Annotated in this window: 21 protein-coding genes; 5 read left to right on the top strand and 16 right to left on the bottom strand. The window is 66.0% G+C overall.

Annotated features, from left to right (window positions below; all coding sequences use genetic code 11):
- Positions 1 to 573 precede the first annotated feature (573 nt).
- From LRX75_RS17935 to LRX75_RS17950, 4 genes are all read right to left on the bottom strand, one after another.
- Positions 574 to 1,824 (bottom strand): class I SAM-dependent RNA methyltransferase, encoded by a 1,251-nt coding sequence (locus LRX75_RS17935; RefSeq protein ID WP_231816046.1) that lies wholly within the window; start codon positions 1,822 to 1,824, stop codon positions 574 to 576.
- The gene (locus tag LRX75_RS17940; protein ID WP_231816047.1) at positions 1,821 to 2,633 is read right to left on the bottom strand and encodes a TlyA family RNA methyltransferase; all 813 of its coding nucleotides are present in this window, start codon (positions 2,631 to 2,633) and stop codon (positions 1,821 to 1,823) included. The genes LRX75_RS17935 and LRX75_RS17940 overlap by 4 nt, the downstream gene beginning before the upstream one ends.
- Positions 2,634 to 2,729: 96 nt before the next feature.
- Positions 2,730 to 4,658: a 1-deoxy-D-xylulose-5-phosphate synthase gene (gene dxs / locus LRX75_RS17945; protein WP_231816048.1), complete on the bottom strand. Its 1,929-nt coding sequence runs from the start codon at positions 4,656 to 4,658 to the stop codon at positions 2,730 to 2,732.
- 265 nt (positions 4,659 to 4,923) lie between these two features.
- Positions 4,924 to 6,282, bottom strand: a complete 1,359-nt coding sequence (locus LRX75_RS17950) for an APC family permease (RefSeq protein ID WP_231816049.1) — start codon at positions 6,280 to 6,282, stop codon at positions 4,924 to 4,926.
- A 268-nt stretch (positions 6,283 to 6,550) separates the two neighbouring features.
- On the opposite strand from LRX75_RS17950, the gene LRX75_RS17955 reads away from it, so the two are divergent.
- The gene (locus LRX75_RS17955) at positions 6,551 to 7,717 is read left to right on the top strand and encodes a thioesterase domain-containing protein (RefSeq protein WP_231816050.1); all 1,167 of its coding nucleotides are present in this window, start codon (positions 6,551 to 6,553) and stop codon (positions 7,715 to 7,717) included.
- On the opposite strand, the gene LRX75_RS17960 is transcribed toward LRX75_RS17955, so the two are convergent.
- The 5 genes from LRX75_RS17960 to LRX75_RS17980 all read right to left on the bottom strand — a co-directional run bounded on the left by LRX75_RS17960 (position 7,718) and on the right by LRX75_RS17980 (position 10,912).
- The gene (locus tag LRX75_RS17960) at positions 7,718 to 8,011 is read right to left on the bottom strand and encodes an exodeoxyribonuclease VII small subunit (RefSeq protein WP_231816051.1); all 294 of its coding nucleotides are present in this window, start codon (positions 8,009 to 8,011) and stop codon (positions 7,718 to 7,720) included.
- A 5-nt stretch (positions 8,012 to 8,016) separates the two neighbouring features.
- Positions 8,017 to 8,946: a histone deacetylase family protein gene (locus LRX75_RS17965; RefSeq protein WP_231816052.1), complete on the bottom strand. Its 930-nt coding sequence runs from the start codon at positions 8,944 to 8,946 to the stop codon at positions 8,017 to 8,019.
- Positions 8,947 to 9,032: 86 nt separating this feature from the next.
- The gene (locus tag LRX75_RS17970) at positions 9,033 to 9,596 is read right to left on the bottom strand and encodes a biotin transporter BioY (protein WP_231816053.1); all 564 of its coding nucleotides are present in this window, start codon (positions 9,594 to 9,596) and stop codon (positions 9,033 to 9,035) included.
- 36 nt (positions 9,597 to 9,632) lie between these two features.
- Positions 9,633 to 10,235 carry an energy-coupling factor transporter transmembrane component T family protein gene (locus LRX75_RS17975; RefSeq protein ID WP_231816054.1) on the bottom strand — a complete coding sequence of 201 codons (603 nt, stop codon included), beginning with the start codon at positions 10,233 to 10,235 and terminating at the stop codon, positions 9,633 to 9,635.
- Positions 10,232 to 10,912, bottom strand: coding sequence for an energy-coupling factor ABC transporter ATP-binding protein (locus LRX75_RS17980; protein WP_231816055.1), 681 nt, complete (start codon positions 10,910 to 10,912; stop codon positions 10,232 to 10,234). The genes LRX75_RS17975 and LRX75_RS17980 overlap by 4 nt, the downstream gene beginning before the upstream one ends.
- Positions 10,913 to 11,016: 104 nt before the next feature.
- On the opposite strand from LRX75_RS17980, the gene LRX75_RS17985 reads away from it, so the two are divergent.
- From LRX75_RS17985 to LRX75_RS17995, 3 genes are all read left to right on the top strand, one after another.
- On the top strand, positions 11,017 to 12,207 hold the full coding sequence (locus LRX75_RS17985; RefSeq protein WP_231816056.1) for a winged helix-turn-helix domain-containing protein: 1,191 nt from the start codon (positions 11,017 to 11,019) through the stop codon (positions 12,205 to 12,207).
- Positions 12,208 to 12,283: 76 nt separating this feature from the next.
- Positions 12,284 to 12,574 (top strand): nucleotidyltransferase family protein, encoded by a 291-nt coding sequence (locus LRX75_RS17990; protein ID WP_231816057.1) that lies wholly within the window; start codon positions 12,284 to 12,286, stop codon positions 12,572 to 12,574.
- Complete coding sequence (locus tag LRX75_RS17995) at positions 12,571 to 12,942, top strand: HepT-like ribonuclease domain-containing protein (protein ID WP_231816058.1); 372 nt, start codon at positions 12,571 to 12,573, stop codon at positions 12,940 to 12,942. The genes LRX75_RS17990 and LRX75_RS17995 overlap by 4 nt, the downstream gene beginning before the upstream one ends.
- 20 nt (positions 12,943 to 12,962) lie before the next feature.
- Here LRX75_RS17995 and ribB read toward each other — a convergent pair whose 3' ends face one another.
- The 3 genes from ribB to LRX75_RS18010 form a co-directional block, all read right to left on the bottom strand.
- On the bottom strand, positions 12,963 to 14,063 hold the full coding sequence (gene ribB / locus LRX75_RS18000; RefSeq protein ID WP_231816059.1) for a 3,4-dihydroxy-2-butanone-4-phosphate synthase: 1,101 nt from the start codon (positions 14,061 to 14,063) through the stop codon (positions 12,963 to 12,965).
- A 69-nt stretch (positions 14,064 to 14,132) separates the two neighbouring features.
- Complete coding sequence (gene aroC, locus LRX75_RS18005) at positions 14,133 to 15,230, bottom strand: chorismate synthase (protein ID WP_231816060.1); 1,098 nt, start codon at positions 15,228 to 15,230, stop codon at positions 14,133 to 14,135.
- A 134-nt stretch (positions 15,231 to 15,364) separates the two neighbouring features.
- Positions 15,365 to 18,022, bottom strand: coding sequence for a bifunctional diguanylate cyclase/phosphodiesterase (locus tag LRX75_RS18010; RefSeq protein WP_231816153.1), 2,658 nt, complete (start codon positions 18,020 to 18,022; stop codon positions 15,365 to 15,367).
- A gap of 313 nt (positions 18,023 to 18,335) precedes the next feature.
- Here LRX75_RS18010 and LRX75_RS18015 point away from each other — a divergent pair, with 313 nt between their 5' ends.
- Complete coding sequence (locus LRX75_RS18015; protein ID WP_110726688.1) at positions 18,336 to 18,596, top strand: DUF1344 domain-containing protein; 261 nt, start codon at positions 18,336 to 18,338, stop codon at positions 18,594 to 18,596.
- Between the two features lie 11 nt (positions 18,597 to 18,607).
- Here the strand turns inward: LRX75_RS18015 and LRX75_RS18020 are convergent, their stop codons facing one another.
- The 4 genes from LRX75_RS18020 to LRX75_RS18035 form a co-directional block, all read right to left on the bottom strand.
- Positions 18,608 to 19,192: a histidine phosphatase family protein gene (locus LRX75_RS18020; protein WP_231816061.1), complete on the bottom strand. Its 585-nt coding sequence runs from the start codon at positions 19,190 to 19,192 to the stop codon at positions 18,608 to 18,610.
- A gap of 95 nt (positions 19,193 to 19,287) precedes the next feature.
- Positions 19,288 to 20,106, bottom strand: a complete 819-nt coding sequence (fabI, locus tag LRX75_RS18025; RefSeq protein WP_113151783.1) for an enoyl-ACP reductase FabI — start codon at positions 20,104 to 20,106, stop codon at positions 19,288 to 19,290.
- 401 nt (positions 20,107 to 20,507) lie between these two features.
- Positions 20,508 to 21,656, bottom strand: a complete 1,149-nt coding sequence (locus LRX75_RS18030) for a DnaJ C-terminal domain-containing protein (RefSeq protein ID WP_231816062.1) — start codon at positions 21,654 to 21,656, stop codon at positions 20,508 to 20,510.
- A 127-nt stretch (positions 21,657 to 21,783) separates the two neighbouring features.
- Entirely contained in the window at positions 21,784 to 22,230 is a 447-nt protein-coding gene (locus LRX75_RS18035) for an RT0821/Lpp0805 family surface protein (RefSeq protein WP_231816063.1), read from the bottom strand.
- Positions 22,231 to 22,291 lie beyond the last annotated feature (61 nt).

Genomic DNA, 22,291 nt, shown 5'->3' on the forward strand with positions numbered 1-22,291 from the left:
GCACCTGGACATGCCAGCCGGTGCGGGTTTTCCTTATCTCAAGCGTGATACCAACGGGTAGATACCCCATTCGCCTCACTCCTGTTCGACAGCAAAGCCCGTGCCGAGGTCGGGGAGGCTCATCATCCCCGACGCGCTGGCTGGCGCAGCGCTTTCTGCTTTTGCCGCGAACGGAGAAAGCGTAGCAGAACGAAATTCTTTATATAAGATTTTTCTTTTATATCGTCGAAGCAGCTGACGAGGTGGCTCGACCTGTCTTGCACCCGGCAAACAACGCTGTATATTAGCGGAGTGACAGCCGAAGCGGTAACTCCGGCTGTCGTTTCGCTTAGATGAGGACTATGACCCGCACGCGCATTCGCCAGCCCGTGCGGGTTTTCCTTATCTCAAGCGTGATGCTTAAGGATAGATACCCCATTCGCCTCACTCCTGTTCGACAGCAAAGCCCATGCCGAGGTCAGGGAGGCTCATCGTCCCCGACGCGCTGGCTGGCGCAGCGCTTTCTGCTTCAGCTGCGAACAGCCGAAGCGTAGCACGGGCTTTTTCGGAACATTAGAGAAAAAGAATGTACGGTCAGCGCGTCAGTGTCGCCACGGCCTCGACGTGAGACGACCAGAGGAACTGGTCCACCGGCGTGACCTTGGTGACGCGATAGCCGCCCTCGATGAGGATCGAGAGATCGCGGGCAAGCGTCTGAGGGTTACAGGAGACGGCGACGACGGTTTTGACCGTCGAGCGGGCCAGTTCGCGACACTGCGCCTCGGCGCCGGCGCGAGGCGGGTCGAAGACGACGGCGTCGTAGACCTTTAGCTCCGAGGTCATCATCGGCCGTCGGAAGAGATCGCGCTTTTCGACGCTGACCGGCTTCAGACCTTGCGTGTTGCGGGCGGCGAGATCGAGCGCTTTTAGCGCCTTCTCCTCGCTTTCCACGGCATGCACGCGACCCTTGCGGGCCATGCGCAGCGCGAAGGTGCCGGTGCCCGCGAAAAGATCGGCGACCCGCTTGGCCTTGCCGAGATGCGCCATGACCAGCTCCGCCATCGCGGTTTCCGCGACCGCGCTCGCCTGCGCAAAGCCGCCGGGCGGCGGCGAGACCGCGATTCCGTCGAAGGCGATGAGAGGCTTCAGCGGCTCGACGATTGTCTCGCCGTTGACGGCCAGTCGCGCGATTCCCCGCAGCTTCAGCACGGCCTCGATCGCCTGCTGGCGGTGCCGGTCCGAGAGCGCCTTGATGCCCTCGGCAGCCAGATCGAGCCCGGTCGACGTTTCCAGCACCGTGATGCGGAACGGCTCTGCATTGGCCGCGAGCGCCGCTGCGACGATGCGGATGGCTGCGAGCCGCGACACGATGCCGGGACTCGCGATGGGACATTCCGTTATGGAAACGATGTGATGGCTTTCCGCCTTGAGGTAGCCGAGCAGCAGCTCCTTCTCGGTGCGGCGCGCGGTGAAGACCGTGCGTCGGCGCTCGCCGGGGCGGGCGATGACGAGCGGCGCCACTTCCGTCTCGATGCCGCGCGACCGCAGGGCGTCGATCACGATCTGCCGCTTGAACGCATGGTAGAGGTCGTCGCCGGCATGTTGCAGCGTGCAGCCGCCGCAGGTGCCGTTCTCGCCTTCCGGCCCGAAATGCCGGCAGGCCGGCGCGACGCGGTCGGGCGAGGGCGCAAGCAGGGACATCACCGTGCCCTGCTGCTTGTTGACGGCCAGCGTCACCCGCTCGCCGGGAAGCGTGAAGGGCACGAAGACGGGGCCGGACGGGAAGGAGACGACACCGTCCCCCTGCAGGCCGAGCCGTTCGATCGTTGCGGTTTCCGCGCTCATGCCGCGTCCTCGTCGGTGTCGGCATCGAGGTCGTCGTCGTCAGTATCAGCGTCGAGAGGCTTGCGGCCGGCCAGAAGAAACTCCTCGTTGCCGTCGCCGCCGGCAATGGGCGAGGGGATGAGGCCGAGGCTTTCCCAGCCCATCTCTTCCACCAGCCAGCGCTCCAGTTCCGCCGCCACCTCGGGCGCGGTGGAGGGGTCCTTGAGCAGGCCCGCCTTGCTGACGAAATCGCGGCCGGCCTCGAATTGCGGCTTCACGAGGAGAATGCAGAGCGCGCCGGGCACGGCAAGATCGAGCGCGGGGGGAAGGGCGAGTTTCAGCGAAATGAAGGAAACGTCGGAGACGACCATGCCGATCTCGCGGTCTTCCAGATGCTCCTCGTCGAGCACGCGCGCGTTCAGGCCCTCGATATTGGTGACGCGCGGATCGGCGTCCAGCCGGGGGTGAAACTGCCCGTGGCCGACATCGACGGAAATGACGTGGGCGGCACCCGCATGCAGCAGCACCTCGGTGAAGCCGCCGGTGGAGGCGCCGATATCCAGACAGTCGAGCCCTTCGGGCGACAGCGCGAAATGATCGAGCCCGGCCTTGAGCTTCAGCGCCGCGCGCGAGACATAGGCCTGGACCGGATCGTCGATCTCGATCGTCACATCCTCGGGAAAGGTGGAGCTCGGCTTGGTGACGACGCGGCCGTTGACCCGCACGGTTCCGCGCTGCACGGCATCGCGTGCGCGCGAGCGGCTGGCGACGAGCCCGAGGTTGAGAACGAGCTGGTCGAGGCGGACGGTGGTTTTCGGTTCGTTTGACATGCCCATGTCATGGCGTGTCAGGGCCCGGCTGACAAGCCTTTTGCGTTGGAACCGGCCTGTTAGATGCCGCGCCTGCGGTCGGAGGCGGCTCCGATCTCAGCTCGCGGCGTCGCGGCCGAGGCGCTTCTGTCCGAGCGCGCGGAAGACGGTGGAGACGATGCCGGCGCGGTCGAGGCCGGCCTGGGCATACATGGCCTCCTGCTTGCTCTGTTCCATCCAGATGTCCGGCAGCACCATCGGCCGCACTTTCAGGCCCGAATCCAGCAGGCCCTCCAGCGCCAGGAACTGCAGCACATGGCTGCCGAAGCCGCCGACCGAGCCTTCCTCGATGGTGATCAGCACCTCGTGCTCGCGCGCAAGGCGGCGGATGAGGTCGTGATCCAGGGGCTTGGCAAAGCGCGCATCGGCGACCGTCGTGGAAAGCCCTGACGCATCGAGGTCTTCCGCCGCCAGCAGACAATCGGCGAGACGCGTGCCGAAGGAGAGAAGGGCGACCTTCGTGCCTTCCTTGACGATGCGGCCGCGGCCGATCTCGAGGATCTCGCCGCGGGCCGGCATGTCGATGCCGACGCCCTCGCCGCGCGGGTAGCGGAAGGAAATCGGACCCTCGTCATAGGCAGCGGCGGTGCGCACCATATGTTTCAGCTCGGCCTCGTCGGCCGCGGCCATCACCACGAAGCCGGGCAGGGCGGCAAGATAGGTCGTGTCGAACGAGCCCGCATGCGTCGGACCATCCGCACCGACGAAACCGGCGCGGTCGATAGGAAAGCGCACGGGCAGGCCCTGGATCGCTACGTCATGGACGACCTGGTCGTAGCCGCGCTGCAGAAAGGTGGAATAGAGCGCCGCGAAGGGCTTCAGTCCCTCCGAGGCAAGGCCCGCCGCGAAGGTCACGGCGTGCTGCTCGGCGATGCCGACGTCGAAGATGCGGGTCGGATGCGCCAGCGCGAACGTGTCGAGCCCGGTGCCGGACGGCATGGCCGCGGTCACCGCGACGATCCGCTCGTCCGCGTTGGCCTCCTGCACCAGCGTCTCGGCGAAGACGGCGGTGTAGGACGGAGCGTTCGGCTTGGCCTTGGCCTGCGCCCCGGTGATGACGTCGAAGGTGTTGACGCCATGATATTTGTCGGCGGCAGCCTCGGCCGGCGCGTAGCCCTTGCCCTTCTGCGTCACGACATGGATCAGCACCGGGCCATGCGCGTTGTCGCGCACATTGCGCAGCACCGGCAGCAGGTGCTCGAAGGAATGCCCGTCGATCGGCCCGATATGGTAGAAACCCATCTCCTCGAACAGCGTGCCGCCGGTCACATAGCCGCGCGCATGCTCCACGGCGCGGGTGATGGCGCGATCGATCGACTTGCCGAGATAGGCGGTCAGCTTCTTGCCGAGCTCGCGAAAGCCCATATAGGTGCGGCCCGAGGCAAGCCGCGCCAGATAGGCGCTCATGGCGCCGGTCGGCGGCGCGATCGACATGTCGTTGTCGTTGAGGATCACGATCAGCCGGGCATCGAGCGCGCCGGCATTGTTCAGCGCCTCATAGGCCATGCCGGCCGACATCGCCCCGTCGCCGATGACGGAAATGACGTTGCGCTTCACGCCCTGCAGCTCGGACGCGACCGCCATGCCGAGACCGGCCGAGATCGATGTGGAGGAATGCGCGGCACCGAAGGGATCGTATTCGCTTTCCGCCCGGCGGGTGAAGCCGGAGAGGCCGTTTTCCTGGCGCAGGGTGCGGATGCGGTCGCGGCGGCCGGTCAGGATCTTGTGGGGATAGCACTGGTGGCCGACGTCGAAGATCAGCCGGTCGTGCGGCGTGTCGAACACCTTGTGGATGGCGATGGTCAGCTCGACCACGCCGAGGCCGGCGCCCAGGTGCCCGCCGGTGCGCGACACGGCGTCGATCATCTCGGCGCGCAGTTCTCCGGCAAGCTGCGGCAGGTCCTTGTCGTCGATCGCTTTCAGGTCCCGGGGCAGGTTGACCTTGTCCAGAAGCGGCGTCGACGGCGGGGAGTTCGGTTGGGTCACGCTGTCCTCATACCCGCGGTCGTTGATGGGCCGCGATAGAAATCATTCGCAAAATGGCGTCTTAATCGCAATTCGCCCGAATTGCAAAAGCCCGGCGCCGCAACATCCGCAGGATGAGGCCTGTTGGGAGTCCGGCCATGGGACCGATCCGATCGTCACGCCGGCGCGCTCCCGAATCTGCGTCGAGGGGCGCCGGTCAGACTACCGGAACCCCCGTCATCATCCTACAACAAAGTTCGGTGGCGCACGGTTCCGGCCGCGCGCATCAGGCGCGCGCGGCATTCGTCCGGCGCATGATGCCGACGGTGGCGAGCCAGAGCACCACGCCGATGGCCAGAAGCACGCCGGCGATGAGGTACTGCACGGGATCGCGCCCGGTCCACGGGCCGGCCAGAAACGTGCAGGTCAGCGCGCCGAGCACCGGGAAGACCGTGGGAATGCGGAAGTGCTTGTGCTCGACCGTGTCCTTGCGCAGCACCAGCACGGCGATGTTGACGATGGCGAAGACGCAGAGCAGCAGCAGCGCCGTCGTTCCCCCGAGTTGGGGAACGCCGCCGGCAAAGATCAGCAGGCCGACGGCCAGCAACGTGGTGAAGCCGATGGCGATATAGGGCGTCTGCCGCCCGGCATGCACGCGCCCGAGAAGGGCGGGAATGACGTCTTCCCGCGCCATGCCGTACAGCAGCCGGCTCGCCATCATCATGTTGATCAGCGCGGAATTGGCGACCGCGAGCATGGTGATGACGCCGAAGATGCTGATGGGAAAGCCGGGTGCGCCGGCCTGAACGACCTTCAGCAGCGGCGTCTCGCCTTCGCTCAGTTCCCCGGCCGGCACGAGCGTGATGGCGGCGATGGAGACGAGCACATAGATGACGCCGGTGATGAGCAGGCCGGTCAGAAGCACCTTGGGAAAGATCCGGCTCGGATCCTTGCATTCCTCGGCCATGTTGACGGAATCCTCGAAGCCCACCATGGCGAAGAAGGCGAGCGTGGTGGCGGCGATGACCGACCAGAACACGCCGCTGTCGCCGGCCGGCGTGAAGGTGGTGACGCGCGACACGTCGCCCTGGCCGTGAAAGATGGCCCAGAAGCCGATGCCGATGATGATGAGCAGGCCGGTCAGCTCGATCATCGTCAGCCCGACATTCAGCTTCACGCTCTCCCCGACGCCGCGAAAATTGATGGCCGCGACGAGGCCGAGAAACAGGATCGCGATCGTCACCACCATCGCATCGCCCACATCGAGCCCGAGCGCCGCCGTGAAATTGGCCGAAAACGCCCGTGCCGCCGTGGAGGCCGACGTGATGCCGGACGACATCACCGCGAAGGCGACGATGAAGGTCAGAAAATGCACGCCGAAGGCCTTGTGCGTATAGAGCGCGGCACCCGCGGCCTTCGGATATTTCGTCACCAGTTCGAGGTAGCTGAAGGCGGTGAGCAGCGCGACCGCGAAGGCGATGAGGAAGGGCAGCCAGACGATGCCGCCGACCTTGGCTGCGACCTGTCCGGTCAGCGCGTAGATGCCGGTGCCGAGGATGTCGCCGATGATGAAGAGCAGCAGGAGTCCGGGCCCCATCACGCGCTTCAGTTCGGGTTGCGTCGCCTTTTTCTCCTGCACCGTCATCGGGCTCCCCTTTTCCAACGGATGTTCTTCGTAGGGACATAGATCTGCCGGCCACGAAGGAAAGATGCATCCGGCAAGACCATGAGGAAATTCGAAATCGCCTAAAGGTTGCATATTTCCGGCTGGCACGCGGAGCGTATGAGGTTGAAAGGACACGCAACACGCACCGTGTCATTCAACGCTTTGGTAAGTTGAAACGTCTATATACAGCTTATGACGCGGCGACAGGCGCGAACGGGTGGTCGGACCTCCGGCATCCGAAGATGGGATGAACGGGATGCTCGCGACACTGACAGGCCTTTGCCAGCGAACGATGCGCACCACCATCGCCGCCGATGACGATCTGGTGGCCAAGGGCCTGACCGCCAACAAGGCGCTCGCGCTCATCAAGCAGTTCTGGATGCGCACGGGGGTCGAGCTCGACGTCAACGTCTTCTACCTCCACGGCACGCCCCGCGCGATCGTCGAGGCGATCGGGAAGGGCTGCGTGCAGCCGGCCGACAAGATTGTGCTTCTGCGCGAGGGCGATCGTCCGCGCCCGCTCTTTCTCTTTGCCGGGGGCGTCAACTGCTTCCTGGAAACGCAGGACCTCGTCGATGCCTTGACCTTCGAGGGCGCGATCTACGGCATCACGCTGACGGATTTCGGCCGACCGGCCGGCTCTCCGCCGGAAGTCGCCGAGGAGGTCGAGCGCGCCTACCGCGCCATGAAGACCATCCAGCCGGAGGGACCCTACCGCCTCGCAGGCTACTCCTTCGGCGGCGTGCTGGCGCTGGAGCTTGCCCGCCGGGCCAGGGCGGAGGGCGACCTTATCGCGGCTCTCCTCCTGCTCGACCCGCCGCAGAACGATCACAGCTGGCCGCTCCCGATCTGGGCCGGGCTGATGCGCCGGACGATCATGCGGCAGGTGCGGTCGGTGCTCGGGAAACTGGCGGGCCGCGCCCTTCGCCGCGGCAAGCCGTCGGCGGAGCGTCAGGCCGATGCCTGTGGCGGCGCCGTGCCTCCGCGTCTCGACGTTTCCCCCGCGCATCACAGCCCGCCCCGCCGGGGCCATCACCTGTTCTTCCGCTTTCGCAACCCGCGTCACCCGGATTACCCGCTTCACGCGCCGCAATGGGCAGGCGGCTATACCCCCGCTTACGATGCCTGCGCCCGTCAATTGCTGCAGATGAAAGGCCTCTACAGGCCGAGCGTCTATGCGGAACCGCTCGTCTTCTTTGCCTCGACGTCCGGCTCGCCGATCGATTGCAACGCAGGCCGCATCTGGAAGGCCTACTTGCCCAAGGCACGGTGGGTCTCGGCGTCGGGCAGCCATCTCAGCATGATCGTCGCCCGAAACGCCCGCACGCTGGCCGCCATGATGGACATGCATCTGCGGCCCGCACCCCTTTCGGCATCGGACACATCCGCGCCGGCGAAAAGCGCGGCCGCCTGATCAGTTGCCGTCCAGCGGCTCCACGCCCTGCGGCTTGCCGGCGCGGTCGAGACGGATTTTCTCGATACGGTTCTCGGCTGCGTTGAGCAGGGCCTCGCAATGCTTCTTCAGCGCTTCCCCGCGCTCGTAGAACTCGATCGAGCGGTCGAGGGCGACATCGCCGCGCTCCAGCGCCGACACGATCGATTCCAGCTCCTCCACGGCCCGCTCGAAGGACAGCGAGGCGACAGCGGCGGGGCCGGACGGTTCGGCCTGGCCGGCATCCGGCGATTGCGTGCGTGTCTCGTTTGCCATGTCGGTCATCCCCTCATCAGGCGCTGGATATGCAGACCCGCCGATTCGGCGAGCCCCACGAGGTCATAGCCGCCTTCGAGCAGGCTGACGATGCGATTGCCGGCATGCTTGCCCGCGACATCGAGCAACCGGCCGGTCGCCCAGTCGAAATCATCGCCGACGAGGTTGATCTGCGCCAGCGGATCGCGGTGGTGCGCATCGAACCCGGCCGAGATGATGACGAGATCCGGCTGGAAGCGCTCGAGCGCCGGCAGCACGCGCGACTTGAACGCCTCGCGGAAATGCTCGCTGCCCGTATCCGGTGAGAGCGGCGCATTGACGATCGTATTGTGCGCGCCCGTCTCGTCCTTCGCGCCGGTGCCGGGATAGAGCGGCATCTGGTGCGTGGAGCAGAAGAGGACGGAGGCGTCGTCGTAGAAAATATCCTGCGTGCCGTTGCCGTGGTGCACGTCCCAGTCGACGATCGCCACCCGCTCGGCCCCGTGCACGCGCTGGGCGTGCCGCGCGGCGATGGCGGCATTGTTGAAGAAGCAGAAGCCCATGGCCTTCGTCTTCTCGGCATGGTGCCCGGGCGGGCGGGAGGCGACGAAGACATTGTCGGCCTTGCCGGTGAAGACCGCGTCCACCGCCGCCACCGCGCCGCCGATGCCGGTCAGCGCCGCCTGCAGGCTGGCGGGGCTTGCATGCGTATCGGCCTCGAAACTGTTGATGCCCTCTTCGGGAATCACCGACATCACGGCGCGCAGGTGCTCTTCCGGATGGGCGAGCAGCACGAGATCCTCGTTGCCCTGTGGCGCCTTGAGCCGGACGAGATCGGAAAACCGCTCGTGCTCCAGCGCCAGATTGAGCGCCCGCAGCCGGTCCGGCCGCTCCGGGTGGCCCTCGGGTACCTGATGCTCGAGGAAGATGGGGTTTTCGTAGAGGATGGTTGTCATGGACGCCAAGCTAGAGCGGGAAGCGGGCAGGGTCCAGCACATTGCCGGCTTTTCCCCGCCCGTTCCCGCTTCAGGCCTGGTTCCGTTCAGTTCCGCTGCGGCAGCAGGGGATAGCCGACAAGCACGGCGCGGGCGGCAAGGGCGGCGATGCCGGCCTTGATGAGGTCGCCCGGAACGAAGACGGCATTGGCCGAAAGCGCGGCCAGGAAGCCCATGCCCGTGTTGATGGCGAGCCAGATCGTGCCCATGAGATAGACGACGCCGATGCCGCCGACGATCGAGGCGAGAAAGAAGCCAGCGATCTGGCGCGCGCCGCCCTGGGTTTCGCGAACGATCCGCTCGGCGACGAGGCCGGTGACGAGGGTGCCGACGACCCAGCCCGCGATGTAGCCGCCGGTCGGGCCGGCAAGGACGGCGAGCCCGCCGCGGCCGCCCGAAAGCACCGGCAGGCCGACGGCGACCATGAGGATGAGCAGGAGATAGGCGAGCGCGCCGCGCTTGGCGCCGATGATGCAGCCGGCCAGCATGACGCCCATGGACTGCGCGGTGATCGGCACCGGCACGATGGCGAGCGTGATCGGCGGGATGATGCCGAGGACGATGATGATGGCGGTAAACAGGGCAGTGAGAACCAGGTCGCGCGTCGACATTCGCCTCTCCTTTCACGGGTTGCTGTTAAAGCCCGATTAGTGACGCCGCAGGCCGCGTGCGTCAATGGCCATGGCGATCATGTCGGCATCTTTCAGCGTGAGAATGATCAACGACGCCAGCATCTTGAGCGGGCGCACGGGCAGGCCCCGCGCCGCATGCGCTTCCCGCAGGCTCTCGTACCGCGTCGAGATCTCCGGCACGAAGCGCAGCACCAGGCCCAGCGCCAGCCCGACATCGGCGGCGTTCACCAGCCCCAGCCGCTCGAAGGGCATCATCAGCCGGGTGATCTCCTCCATGAAGTCGCCCACCTCCGTCGAGGCGGTGACGGCGGCGGCCAGCAGAATGAGCGTGGCGAAGCGGAAGAGCACGACGAGGCCGTGAACCGGCGTTTCGAAGACGGCCGTGGCGATGGCGACCAGCCCGATGGAGACGAGCGGCCAGGCAAGACGCGACACGGCATCGGAAAACGACACGCCCACCGTGGCGAAGACGAGCGCTGCCACCAGCACGGCCCCGCCGAGAACGACGGGATGACCGGTCAGGAACACCGCGAGGCTGGCAAGGAACAGTCCTGCCAGCTTGGTGCGGACCGACAGGCGGTGAAGCGGCGTCGTGCCCTCGACATGCAGGCTTTTCATGACAGTGCCACCGCCTCATAGGCCTTTACGACATCGCCCGGTATGCCGTCGGCGATCAGGCGGCCTTCGTGGAACAGAAGCACGCGCTCGAAGCTCTCGATCAGCGACAGGTCATGGCTGACGACGATGGCCGCCTCGTCAAGGCCCGCCAGCGTGTCGACCACGCGCTTGCGGTTCCTGAGGTCCAGCTGGTTGGTCGGCTCGTCGAGGATCAGGATGTCGGGCTCGGTCACCAGAACGCTCGCCATGGCCACCAGCTGCGTCTCGCCGCCCGACAGCGCATGCACCCGCCGCCGCGCGAGATGCTCGATGCCGAACCGGGCGAGAATGGCCTCGACCCGCGCCGCGACGTCCGCTTTCCCGACGCCCCGGCTCTTCAGGCCGAGCGCGATATCGTCGGCGACGATCGGCAGGATCAGCTGGTTCTGCGGGTTCTGGAAGATGAAGCCGACCCTGCCGAGAACTTCCGCGCCATCCGCGACCGTATCGCGCCCGTTCACCGTCACCCGGCCCTGGCTCGGCTTGACGAGGCCGTTGATGGCCCGCGCAAAGGTCGTCTTGCCCGACCCGTTCAGCCCGATCACCCCGATCCGCCGCTCGGCCAGATCAAGGTCGAGCGGCTGCAGCGCGACGGTCTCGCCATAACGAATGCCGCAATCGACAAAGCGGATCTCCATCCCGTCTCCTCGGATGTGTCGGTGGATCGCCGGTTCATAGGCGAACGCGGGCAAAAGGCAAAGCGGCAGTTGATTCTTCGTCAGAACAAAGCATGATCAAACCCATGACGATTCTCGTATCCAACCGCGATGCCCGCCGCATCTTCCTCAACGCCCAAGGGCTGGCATCGCCGCCCAACCGGGCGCTGACGAAGGCCGGCCTGCTCGCGCTCATCACGAAGATCGGCTTCGTGCAGGTGGACAGCATCTCCACGGTGGAGCGCGCCCATCATATGATCCTCCACGCCCGCAACCAGACCTACAGGCCGGAGCACCTGACAGCCCTTCTGGAGAAGGACGGCGCGCTGTTCGAGCACTGGACGCATGACGCCTCGATCATCCCCAGCGCCTTCTTCGTCTACTGGAAGCACCGCTTCGCCCGCGAGAGCGAGACGCTGGTGGAGCGCTGGCGAAAATGGCGGGAGGCGGGGTTCGAGGATGTGTTCGACGACACGCTGACGCAGATCACCGAGACCGGACGCGTGCTCGCGCGCGACTTCAAATACGAGGACCGCACCTCCGGCGGCTGGTGGAACTGGCATCCCTCCAAGACCGCTCTCGAATATCTCTGGCGCACCGGCAGACTGGCGATCGCCGGCCGCGACAGCTTCCAGAAGATCTACGACCTGACCGAGCGCGTGATCCCCGAGGCCTATCGATTAGGCGAGGTGGACCGCGAGGCCTTCATCGACTGGTGCTGCCGGGCGGCGCTCGATCGTCTCGGTTTCGCCACGCACGGCGAACTCGCCGCCTTCTTCGCGCTGATCACGCCGGAAGACGCGCGGCAATGGGTGCTGTCCCACGCGCACGAGCTGCAATCCGTGGTCATCGAGCCCGCCGACGGCAGCCGCCCGCGCGCTGCCCATGCGCTTGCCGGATTTCCCGGCCCGCTGGGGGACCTCGAAGACCCGCCGGCCCGCCTGCGCGTCCTCAGCCCGTTCGATCCGCTGCTGCGCGATCGCGCCCGTACCGAGCGCCTGTTCGGCTTCACCTATCGCATCGAGATCTTCGTTCCGGAGCCGAAGCGCCAGTACGGCTACTACGTCTTCCCGCTTCTGGAAGGCGACCGTCTCGTCGGCCGCATCGACATGAAGGCCAACCGAAAGGCGGGCCTTCTGGAGGTCAAGCGCCTCTGGTGGGAACCCGGCCTGCGCCCCTCGACCGGCCGCGCCACCCGCCTCGACGCCGAACTCGCCCGCATCGCCCGGTTTGCTGGGGTCGAGCAGGTGGTGTGGCTGGAGGGGGCGAGAGGGTAGGGATGTTTTATGTCAGCGATATCTGTTGTACGATATCGCCGTCAGCGTATGATGAAGCCCACGCCGAGGATCGAACATGAAGCCGTCTGCCGCCGTCGAGACACACCGCGAAGCCATTCACGCGCTCGTGCGCCGTTTCCACCTGTCCAACCCCCGAATCGTCGGTGCTGCGGGAGAGAACGGCGAGGCGGAAGGCGACGAAATCGAATTCCTCGTCGACGATCGCCCCGGCACCACGCTCCTCGACCTCGGCGGACTTCAGGTCGAGCTGGAGGAATTGTTCGGGACGCAGGTCTACGTGCTGACGCCGGGCGATGTGCCCGAATATCTGCGAACGAAAGTGCTGAACGAAGCGCGCCCGGTATGAGGGCATTCAGTGCCCTTAATCATCTCCTGACGATGCAGGAGGCGGGTCGACAAGCTCTGGAATACTGTATCGGCATCGACCATGCCCAATTCCTTGCCGACAAGAAAACCCACCAGGCCGTGCTGTTCAACCTGATGATCGTCGGCGAATCTTCAGCGCGTATTCTCAGGAACGATCCATCGTTCACCAGTCGCTTCCCTGAGATCCCCTGGCGGAGCATGAAGGGCATGCGCAACCGTATCGCTCACGCGCATGCCACGCTCAACCTCGCTACGATCTGGGCGACGCTCGACCAAAGCGTGCCGACACTGATCGAAGCCCTGCCAACTCTTCTCGATGCCGCCAAGAGTGAAGAAGGCACCGTCTGACGATAAGGCGAAGCCGGTCCTCACAAAATCACCGTCTCCGAAATCGCGATGCCGAACCCTTCCAGCCCGACATAGTGCCGTTCGCGGGTGGAGAGGAGCTTGATCGAGGAGATGCCGAGGTCTTTCAGGATCTGGGCGCCGAGGCCGATTTCGAGCCATTCGCTGTCGCGGGCCTGGGCCTCGCTGTGGCCCTCGCGGTCCTGCAGGCTCTTGCGCGCGGTCTGCGAGGCGCCGACGCCGACGGAGCCTTCGCGCAGATAGACGACGACGCCGCGGCCGTAGTCGGAGATGCGCTGGAGAATGTGGTCGAGCTGGCCCTGCTTGCCGAAGACGTCGGCGCCGACGTTCTCCAGATGCAGCCGGACGGGAATATCGACGCCGTCGCGGATATCGCCGAAGACGACGGCGAGGTGCTGCATCGGGTCCCAGGGCAGGGAAAAGGCGTGGCCCTTGGCCATGCCGAACGGCGTCTCGATGTCGAAGACATCGCCGCGGTCGATCAGCGTTTCCTTGCGCTGGCGATAGGCGATGAGGTCGGCGACGGAGAGCTGCTTCAGGCCGTGCGCGTCCGCAAAGGCCGCAACCTCCGGCCCGCGCATGACCGTGCCATTGTCGTTGACGAGTTCGGAAATCACGCCGATCAGCGGCAGGCTGGCAAGCTTGCAGAGATCGACGGCCGCTTCCGTATGGCCGGAGCGCATCAGCACCCCGCCCTCGCGCGACACCAGCGGGAAGATATGGCCCGGCCGGACGAAATCGGCGGCACCGGCATTGGGATTGGCGAGATTGCGCACGGTCAGCGTCCGGTCGTCGGCGGAAATGCCGGTCGTCGTGCCGTGCTTGAAGTCGACGCTGACGGTGAAGGCGGTGGTGTGGGCGCTGTCGTTGTCGGCCACCATGGCGTTGAGGTTCAGCCGCTTGGCCTCTTCCTTGGGCATGGGCGCGCAGACGATGCCGGAGGTGTGGCGCACGATGAAGGCCATCTTCTCGGCGGTGCAGTGAACGGCGGCGACGATCAGATCGCCCTCGTTCTCCCGGCCGTCATCGTCGGTGACGACGACGATTTCGCCGGCCTCAAAGGCCCGGATGGCATCGACGACGCGCGTCTGGTCGAAGGACATGGATGGGATCCTCTCGTTTGGCACGGCCGCTCGGGCCGCAGGGTCTTGTCGGCTGGCCCGACCGTTTGACTAATCGAGGCGACCGGTCTGGCCGCGGTCGCGCAGGTAATGGTCGGCGATGGCGCAGGCGACCATGGCTTCGCCGATCGGCACGGCGCGGATACCGACGCAGGGGTCGTGGCGGCCCTTGGTGCGCACGTCCACCTCCTGCCCGTCCGCGTCGATGGAGCGGCGCTCGGTCAGGATCGAGGACGTCGGCTTGATGGCGAACCGCGCGACGACGGGCTCTCCGGTCGCGATGCCACCGAGAATGCCACCGGCATGGTTGGAGAGAAACACCGGCTTGCCGTCCGGGCCGATCCGCATCTCGTCGGCATTTTCCTCGCCGGTGATGCCGGCGGCGGCAAAGCCGTTGCCGATTTCAACACCCTTCACCGCATTGATCGACATCAGGTTGGAGGCGATGTCCTGATCGAGCTTGGCATAGATCGGCGCGCCGATGCCGGCCGGCACGCCCTCCGCCACGACTTCGATGATGGCGCCGACCGAGGAGCCGGCCTTGCGAATGCCGTCGAGGTAGTCTTCCCAGACCGGCACGATGGCCGGGTCCGGCGCGAAGAACGGATTGTTGCCCACCTCCGACCAGTCCCAGTTCGCCCGGTCGATTTTGTGCTGGCCGATCTGCACCAGCGCGGCCCGCACGGTGAGGCCCGGCACCACGCGCCGCGCCAGCCCGCCGGCGGCCACCCTTGCGGCCGTCTCGCGGGCGGAGGAGCGCCCGCCGCCGCGATAGTCGCGAATGCCGTATTTCAGGTCGTAGGTGTAGTCGGCATGGCCCGGGCGGTAGCGCCGGGCGATCTCGCCATAGTCCTTGGAGCGCTGGTCGGTGTTCTCGATCAGCATGGAGATCGGCGTGCCCGTGGTGATCAGCGTCTCGCCGTCCGCATCCGGCATCACACCGGAGAGCACGCGCACCAGATCGTCCTCGCGCCGTTGCGTGACGAAGCGCGACTGGCCCGGCTTGCGCTTGTCCATCCAGGCCTGAAGCTCGGGCAGGGTGAAGCGGATGCCCGGAGGGCAGCCGTCCACGACGCAGCCGAGCGCGGTGCCGTGGCTTTCGCCCCATGTCGTGACGCGAAAAAGATGACCAAATGTATTATGCGACATGCTGCGGCAACCATTGTCTGCTTCGGGCGGCCTTTCCTGGCGGCACCCGTTCTTTGGCGGACACTCTTACTGCATAAGTCGCGAGGCGGAAACGCTTTGCGCAGAAAAACAAGGGGCCGCACCCGCACGGCGGTTCACGAGGCGAGCTGCCACTCCGCCGCCGCGAGATCGGCGAGCTGGTCGGCCGGCAGAGGCTTGGAGAAGGCGTAACCCTGCAGGATGTCGCAACCCAGCACGGCGAGCATCTCGGCATGCGCCAGCGTCTCCACGCCTTCCGCCACCGTCCCGATGCCGAGCGACCGGCCGATTTCGATGATCGCCCGCACCAGCGCCTGTTCGCGCGGCGCGTGGGTGATGGGGGAGACCAGCTGCCGGTCGATCTTCAGCCGCTTCGGCTTGATCTTCAGGAGACTGACGATCGAGGTGTGGCCGGTACCGAAATCGTCGAGCTCGATATCGATGCCGAGCGCCACGATGCCGGCGATGTTGGCCGTGATGATCTCGTCGTCGCCATCCAGAAAGATCGCCTCCACGAGCTCGAAGCAAAGCTGTCCGGGCGTGAAGGCCAGGCCGGAGAGCGAGTCGAGCAACGTCTCGTCCCGCAGCCGCCGCGCCGACACGTTGACCGAGATGCGCGGGATGTTGAGGCCGGCGGCCGTCCAGTGCATCAGGTCGATCAGCGCGCGCTCCATGACGATCTGGTCGAGCGTCGCCACGACGTTCAGGTCCTCGGCGATCGACAGGAAGCGGTCGGGCGTCAGCACGCCGTCGCGCGGGTGGTTCCAGCGGATCAACGCCTCGACCCCGCACAGCGTCAGCGTTTCCGCATCGAACTGCGGCTGGTACCAGGCCGTGAATTCGCCGCGCTCGATGCCCTCGAGAATCTCGTCGCCGATGCGCTTGCTGTTGACGATCTCCGACTGCAGCGCCTCGCTGAAGAATTCGTAGCGGTTGCGGCCCTTCTCCTTGGCGCGGTAGAGCGCGATATCGGCATTGACCAGCAGGCGGCGGAGATCGGCGTCGGCGCCGCGGCCGACGGCAATGCCGACGCTGACGCCGAAGCGACAGGAATATCCGTGGTAATCGACGGGCTGGCGCATCCGGGCGATGATCCGCTCGGAGAGCGCTTCCAGCTGCCCGGGAACGGGATTGGGCACGAGAACGACGAATTCGTCGCCGCCGATGCGCGCGACCAGATCGCCCGGTCCGGCTTCCGTCTTGAGCACCTGCGAGGCGTGCACCAGCATGGCGTCGCCGGCGGCATGGCCGAGCGTGTCGTTGATCTGCTTGAAGCGGTCGAGATCGAGATGCAGCACGGCCACGTCGGTGGCGCGCTCGGGATCGCGATCGAGAAGGGCGGCGAGCGCGGCATCGAGCATGCGCCGGTTGCCGAGCTCGGTCAGCGGGTCGTGAAGCGCATTGTGCTCGATCCGGTCCTTGGCCGCGGCCAGTTTCGCCGTCTGCGCCTCGGCAAAGGCCTTGGCCTCCATCATCGCGGTCGTCAGGCGCACGTCCTCGGTAATGTCCCAGCTCAGCCCGGTCACCGTCTTGCGGCGGTCGGAGCCCATGTTCACGGCGCCGATGTGGCGGATATGGCGCGTTCCGCTCGGCAGGACGACGCGATAGTCCGTCTGGTACGGCTCGAGAAACATCACCGTATTGTTCAGCACCTCTTCGGCGTGCGGCAGGTCGTCGGGATGAATATTGGCCTTCCAGCAGGTGGGGCCCGGCGCGCCGTTGCGCGAGACGAGGCCGTGAAGGCTGTACATCCGGTCGTCCCAGGTCCGCAGCCGCGTCTCCAGGTCGATCTCCCACACGCCGAAGCTCGAACATTCGAGCGCCAGATTGAGCCGCTGCGACATGGCCAGAAACTCCTGGTTGCGGCGGTCGAGCGCGGTCACGGCGCGCCGGCGTTCGCCCATCAGCCCGAAGGTCAGCACGATCGGAACGATGACGATCATGGCACAGGCCAGAATCATCAGGCCGATCTGCTCCTGATTGTCGGGCCGCCGGTCGAAGCCGCCGACGGGCACGCCGGCGAGCTGCCAGGTGCCTCCGGGCAGAACGACATCCTGCAGCACCGGCCCCGTGTGGAACGTCGCATTGGTGCCGAAAAAGGCGTCGCCGATATTGGCGGGGTCGGAAACATCGCGAATGCCGAGCGTGACCGGCGTGCTGCGTCCGGCCGCCACCGCACCGCGTCCGGCCACGGTCGTCAGGTTCGCGCCGAGATAGACGGCGCTTTCGTCGATCACCGCTTCGACGAAGCCCCAGAGAACAGGCATGCCGTGCGGGGTCAGGAAAACGGGAATGTAGACGTCGAAGCCGCGGGAGCTGTCGGGCAGCACCAGCAGGCTGCCGATGGCGGCGCGGCCATGGGCCTGCGCGCGCTGCGATGCGGTGCGCTGGGAATAGAACCGGTCGAGCCGCGTGCCCGCCATCCGCTTGTTTTCCATGGATGGCATGACGCGCGAGACGACCCCGTCGGGCGCGAGGCTGATCCGGCGGATGCCGGGATTGCGCTCCATGATGGCCGTGGCGAGCGCGGCGAAGCGGGAGGCGGTGATGTCGCCGTCGATGGCGATGTCGTTTGCAAGGCCGGACAGGGCGACCGTGTTGCTGTCGATGTTCGCCTGGATCTGCGCCTCGACGAGACCCAGCGTGCTCTGGACGTCGCTTCTCAGCGCTGCCCGGAAGTTCTCGCTGTTCTGCGTCTGGTACACATGCCCGGCGATGAGCAGGATCAGCGTCGCCACGAGAGACGGAATGATGGAGGAACGGGTGAAGCGCACCAAGATTGATGCCCTGGCGCGAACAGCGTTCCCAACTCCCGCCATATGAACCCTTCCCCGCGTCCGTCCAGACTGTGAACTCGCCCAAGGGTAGTGACGGAAGATTAAGATCCTCTTATACTTCCGGCGGACGGGCGCCCTGCACGGCCGGGCGGGGCGGCGTCAAGACTTCGCTAACCATGTTTGCGCTAACCTGCGTCGCCGTCACATGCTCATCGGATTGTCACAAGGTTGGTGAATTTTTGCCACAATCGGCGCCCAAAAACTGCATCATATTCGAACAGTGAATCATTCGGCCAAGAGGGAGACACAGATGCGTTTCGTCGTTGCGACATTGATGGCGACCGCCAGTTTCTTCTCCCCGCTCGCGGCCTTCGCCGACAGTGCCGATATCGAAGCGACGATCACCGGCATCGACACCGAGCGTCTCAGCCTCTCTTTGGATGACGGGAAGAGCTACCAGGCGCCGGAAGAGTTCAATTTCGAAGGCCTGAAGGCCGGCGTCAAGGTCGTGGTGTTCTACACGGAAGTCGACGGCAAGCGCGTCATCAACGATCTCGAAGTCGTTCAGTAAGACGGGTCTTTTCAGACCCAGCCGACCGTTCCGGTCTCGATCTTCAAGATCCGGTCCTGCGGAATGGCCCCCATCGAGGCCTCCTCGGGCGCCATCGCGCCCAGCAGCTTGAAGACGCTGCGAATGACGCCGCCATGGCTGACGCAGACGGTCGGCACGGTCACGTCCTTCATCCAGGACGCGATGCGCCAGGAGAGGATCTCGTAGCTCTCCGCGTCGTCGCCGGGGGGAATGAAGTCCCATTTCGAGGCTTCGCGCTCGGCCACCCGCTCCGGCACCCGCGCCTCCAGCTCTTCCAGCGTGAACCCTTCCCAGTCGCCGAAGGAGACCTCCCTCAGCCGGTCGTCGGTGCGGTAGGCCTCGGGCGCGAGCCCCATCGCGCCGCGCAGAAGCTCCATCGTCTCGCGCGTCCGCCCGAGCGGGCTGGCCACATAGTCGAACGTGGCGGCCTGCGTGCCGAGGATGCCGGCGAGCGCCCGGCCGTTGCCGCGCGCCTGGTCGCGCCCCGTATCGTTGAGCGGAATGTCCTTCTGGCCCTGGAGACGGATTTCCGCGTTCCAGTCGGTCTGGCCGTGACGGATCATGTAGATCAACATGGGGAAATGCCTGGCTGTTGGGGGAGGGCGCGACGCGCATCCCGTCGGGCCGGATGACGCCGGCCCCGGGGCGATGCGCGTGCGAAGCGAGGAGGTCAGTCCTTGACGACGGCGATATCCGGCGCGTCCACGGCCTTCATGCCGACGACATGGTAGCCGCTGTCGGCATGGTGCACTTCGCCCGTCACCGAGCGCGACAGGTCCGACAGCATGTAGAGTCCGACATCGCCGACCTCTTCGATCGTCACGGTGCGGCGCAGCGGCGCATTGTACTCGTTCCACTTGAGGATGTAGCGGAAGTCGCCGATGCCGGAGGCGGCCAGCGTCTTGATCGGGCCGGCGGAGATGGCGTTGACGCGGATGTTCTTCGGGCCGAGATCGACCGCGAGATACTTCACGCTGGCCTCGAGCGCCGCCTTGGCGACACCCATGACGTTGTAGTTCGGCATGACCTTCTCGGCGCCGTAATAGGTCATGGTCAGCAGCGAACCGCCATCCGTCATCAGCTTTTCCGCGCGGCGCGCGACCGAGGTGAAGGAGTAGACCGAGATCTGCATGGTCTTGGCGAAGTTGTCGGGCGAGGTATCGACGTAACGGCCGGTCAGTTCGTCCTTGTCGGAAAAGCCGATGGCGTGGACGACGAAGTCGATCTTGCCCCAGGTCTTTTCGATATGGTCGAAGACGGCGTCGATGCTGGCCTCGTCGGAGACGTCGCAATGGCCGGCCAGAATGCCGCCGAGTTCGGCCGCCAGCGGCTCGACACGCTTCTTCAGGGCGTCGCCCTGATAGGTGAAGGCGATCTCCGCACCCTGCGCATGGATCGCCTTGGCGATGCCCCAGGCGATCGACCTGTTGTTGGCGACGCCCATGATCACGCCGCGCTTTCCACTCATCAAACCGGATGTCTGCGCCATCGTGTCTGCCCCCGAATGCCTTTTGGATCGGACCGGCCAGGCGCCAGCCGAAATCGTCTCTGAAAATGGACTGCCCGGAACGCGTCCGCACCCGCTCGCAAGCGAGGAACGGTCCGGTCTGCGAGGCCTCGCTATGGCATAGGCTCACAAGGCGTTCAAGCGTGGGGAGGATCAGGAACTGTTAGGACCGGTAACAAACGGTCAGTGTCCACTGTGAATGTCGCATCTCCGTCACGAAGGACGCGTTTTTCACGCAGAAGGTGCGTGGAAAACGACGGAAGGTGGGCTCTTCGTTCGCCCTCTCCTCCGTCAAGCTCGGGCGTGTCCCGAGCATGACGACAGGGGGGTGGCGTCGCTCGACATCGGAAGAGTGCCATCAAGACGCATCGAACGAAACCGTCTCAGAGCACCAGCCCGTCGCGCTGGCTGCGCATGAGGTCCATCAGCTTCTGGTCGGGACGCGCGCCGAGCGTCAGGCTGAGCTCGACGATCAGGGCGCCACGCCGGCCGTCGGCCATCGGCAGGCCCTGGTCCGGAATGCGCAGCGGCCGGTCCGGACCCGACCACGGGGGCACGACCAGCGAGGTCTGTCCGGTCACGGTCGCAACCGTCGTCGTGCAGCCGAGCACGGCGTCGTGCAGCGACAAGGACAGGGTGGTGCGGACGTCCGTGCCATCGACGCGGAAATGCGCGTCCCGCGCGACACGGATGCTGACGAGCGCATCGCCACGTGCGGCACCCTGCCGGTAGCCCTGTTCGCGCAGGCGAATGAGGCTCCCGTCGGTCGTGCCGGCCGGCAGCGTCACCTTCAGCACCTGTCCGTCGGGCAGCGTCGCCGTCACGCGCCGCCGCCGGAACAGGTCCTCGACCGTCGCGACGGCCTCGCAGACGAGATCCGGGACGCGTTCGGCCGCAGGCTTGTCGCCGGTCCTCTCATGCGCCTTGTCGGCAGGCTTCTCCCCGGCTTCGGGTGCCGCCGGCAGGATGCGGCGGAAGAGGCTGGAGACGATCTCGGCCGCCGGTGCCGCAGCGCGGGCAAGGATGCTCGGGCCGAAGGGCGCATGCGTCGCGGCCGCCTCGGTGGCGGTCTCGTCGGCACCCTCGTCCGCAGCTTTCGCCTCGGCCGGCGCTTCGGGTCTGGGTGGAGGCGGGGCGGCGCGCGCCGCCGCAGGCTTCGGGGCCGCGGCTTTCGTCGCCTCGGGCTTGCCATTGTCCGTTCCGAAGATGCGGGACACGGCCTCTTCCGCGGTTTCGGGGCCGACGGGCGGCTCGGGCGCGCGCGACCGGTCGGCGCGGCGCTTCATTTCCTCCATGCGGCGCAGATCGGCGTCGCGGCGGGCCTGGTCGTAGCGGTTGCGCATCTGCGGGTCCTTCAGGACCTCGTAGGCGCGGCCGGCCTCGGCAAAACGGGCGGTGGCGTTGGGATCTTCACGGTTCTGGTCGGGATGCACGGCCTTCGCCACGGCGCGCCATGCGGCCTTGATCTCGTCCGGGCCGGCATTGCGGCGCACGCCGAGGACGGCATAGGGGTCCTGCATCGACATTTTCATCGTTCATCCTCGTCCCAGCGGCACGTGCGACGGCGATGATGAAAAGAACGGCCTTAAGGACAGGTTTATCGTGATCGAAATGCGGCACTTCCGTGCGCAGAGGGTTAAGAGAGCGTTTGCAACAGGCTCAGCTGCGCGGGGCAAAGCTGGTCAGCGTCCAGTCGCCGTCGCCCGTCCGGCAGGTATTGCCGTCGAACTTGGCGATGCCCTGGTAGGAGTGGCGCGTCGTCGTGAAGCGGCGACACACCATCCCCCCGACGGTCTGCTCCTGAATGCTGGAGATGACGCCGGCGCTGCCCGATTGCGCATTCGCCCAGGGAATGGGGTTGCTCGCCACCTCGCGCACGTCGGCGGTGGAGACCGCGGTCTGGACGGCGGCCGCATCGACCATCGCCGGACTGGGCGGGGCCGGTATGGAGCCCGTGCGGACATTGTCGACGCCGGCGGCGTCGCCGAGGCCGATGCCGTTGCCCATGCAGCCGGAGAGCCCGACGACGCAGAGCCCGAGCGCCATGGCGCCCGCAAGACGCGAGAAGAGCTTGGTGTCGCAGACGCGTTTTGCTATGTCTTTCACGGTCACCCTGTCGGACTGGAAGTGGATACGGGGTCGCTCGAAACGGCATCGCCGCGGCCTA

The organism is Rhizobium quercicola (assembly GCF_021168455.1).
GTDB lineage: Bacteria > Pseudomonadota > Alphaproteobacteria > Rhizobiales > Rhizobiaceae > Ferranicluibacter > Ferranicluibacter quercicola.

Excerpts from the sequence above, each read along its gene's own strand:
- ribB (WP_231816059.1), bottom strand. The coding sequence starts at position 14,063 with ATGTCCTTCGACCAGACGCGCGTCGTCGATGCCATCCGGGCCTTTGAG.
- LRX75_RS17995 (WP_231816058.1), top strand. The coding sequence starts at position 12,571 with ATGAGGGCATTCAGTGCCCTTAATCATCTCCTGACGATGCAGGAGGCG.
- LRX75_RS17965 (WP_231816052.1), bottom strand. The coding sequence starts at position 8,946 with ATGACAACCATCCTCTACGAAAACCCCATCTTCCTCGAGCATCAGGTA.
- LRX75_RS18015 (WP_110726688.1), top strand. The coding sequence starts at position 18,336 with ATGCGTTTCGTCGTTGCGACATTGATGGCGACCGCCAGTTTCTTCTCC.
- LRX75_RS17975 (WP_231816054.1), bottom strand. The coding sequence starts at position 10,235 with ATGAAAAGCCTGCATGTCGAGGGCACGACGCCGCTTCACCGCCTGTCG.
- fabI (WP_113151783.1), bottom strand. The coding sequence starts at position 20,106 with ATGGCGCAGACATCCGGTTTGATGAGTGGAAAGCGCGGCGTGATCATG.
- LRX75_RS17980 (WP_231816055.1), bottom strand. The coding sequence starts at position 10,912 with ATGGAGATCCGCTTTGTCGATTGCGGCATTCGTTATGGCGAGACCGTC.
- LRX75_RS17960 (WP_231816051.1), bottom strand. The coding sequence starts at position 8,011 with ATGGCAAACGAGACACGCACGCAATCGCCGGATGCCGGCCAGGCCGAA.
- LRX75_RS17935 (WP_231816046.1), bottom strand. The coding sequence starts at position 1,824 with ATGAGCGCGGAAACCGCAACGATCGAACGGCTCGGCCTGCAGGGGGAC.
- LRX75_RS17940 (WP_231816047.1), bottom strand. The coding sequence starts at position 2,633 with ATGTCAAACGAACCGAAAACCACCGTCCGCCTCGACCAGCTCGTTCTC.
- LRX75_RS17990 (WP_231816057.1), top strand. The coding sequence starts at position 12,284 with ATGAAGCCGTCTGCCGCCGTCGAGACACACCGCGAAGCCATTCACGCG.
- aroC (WP_231816060.1), bottom strand. The coding sequence starts at position 15,230 with ATGTCGCATAATACATTTGGTCATCTTTTTCGCGTCACGACATGGGGC.
- LRX75_RS17970 (WP_231816053.1), bottom strand. The coding sequence starts at position 9,596 with ATGTCGACGCGCGACCTGGTTCTCACTGCCCTGTTTACCGCCATCATC.
- LRX75_RS18030 (WP_231816062.1), bottom strand. The coding sequence starts at position 21,656 with ATGAAAATGTCGATGCAGGACCCCTATGCCGTCCTCGGCGTGCGCCGC.
- LRX75_RS17955 (WP_231816050.1), top strand. The coding sequence starts at position 6,551 with ATGAACGGGATGCTCGCGACACTGACAGGCCTTTGCCAGCGAACGATG.
- LRX75_RS17985 (WP_231816056.1), top strand. The coding sequence starts at position 11,017 with ATGACGATTCTCGTATCCAACCGCGATGCCCGCCGCATCTTCCTCAAC.
- LRX75_RS18020 (WP_231816061.1), bottom strand. The coding sequence starts at position 19,192 with ATGTTGATCTACATGATCCGTCACGGCCAGACCGACTGGAACGCGGAA.
- LRX75_RS17950 (WP_231816049.1), bottom strand. The coding sequence starts at position 6,282 with ATGACGGTGCAGGAGAAAAAGGCGACGCAACCCGAACTGAAGCGCGTG.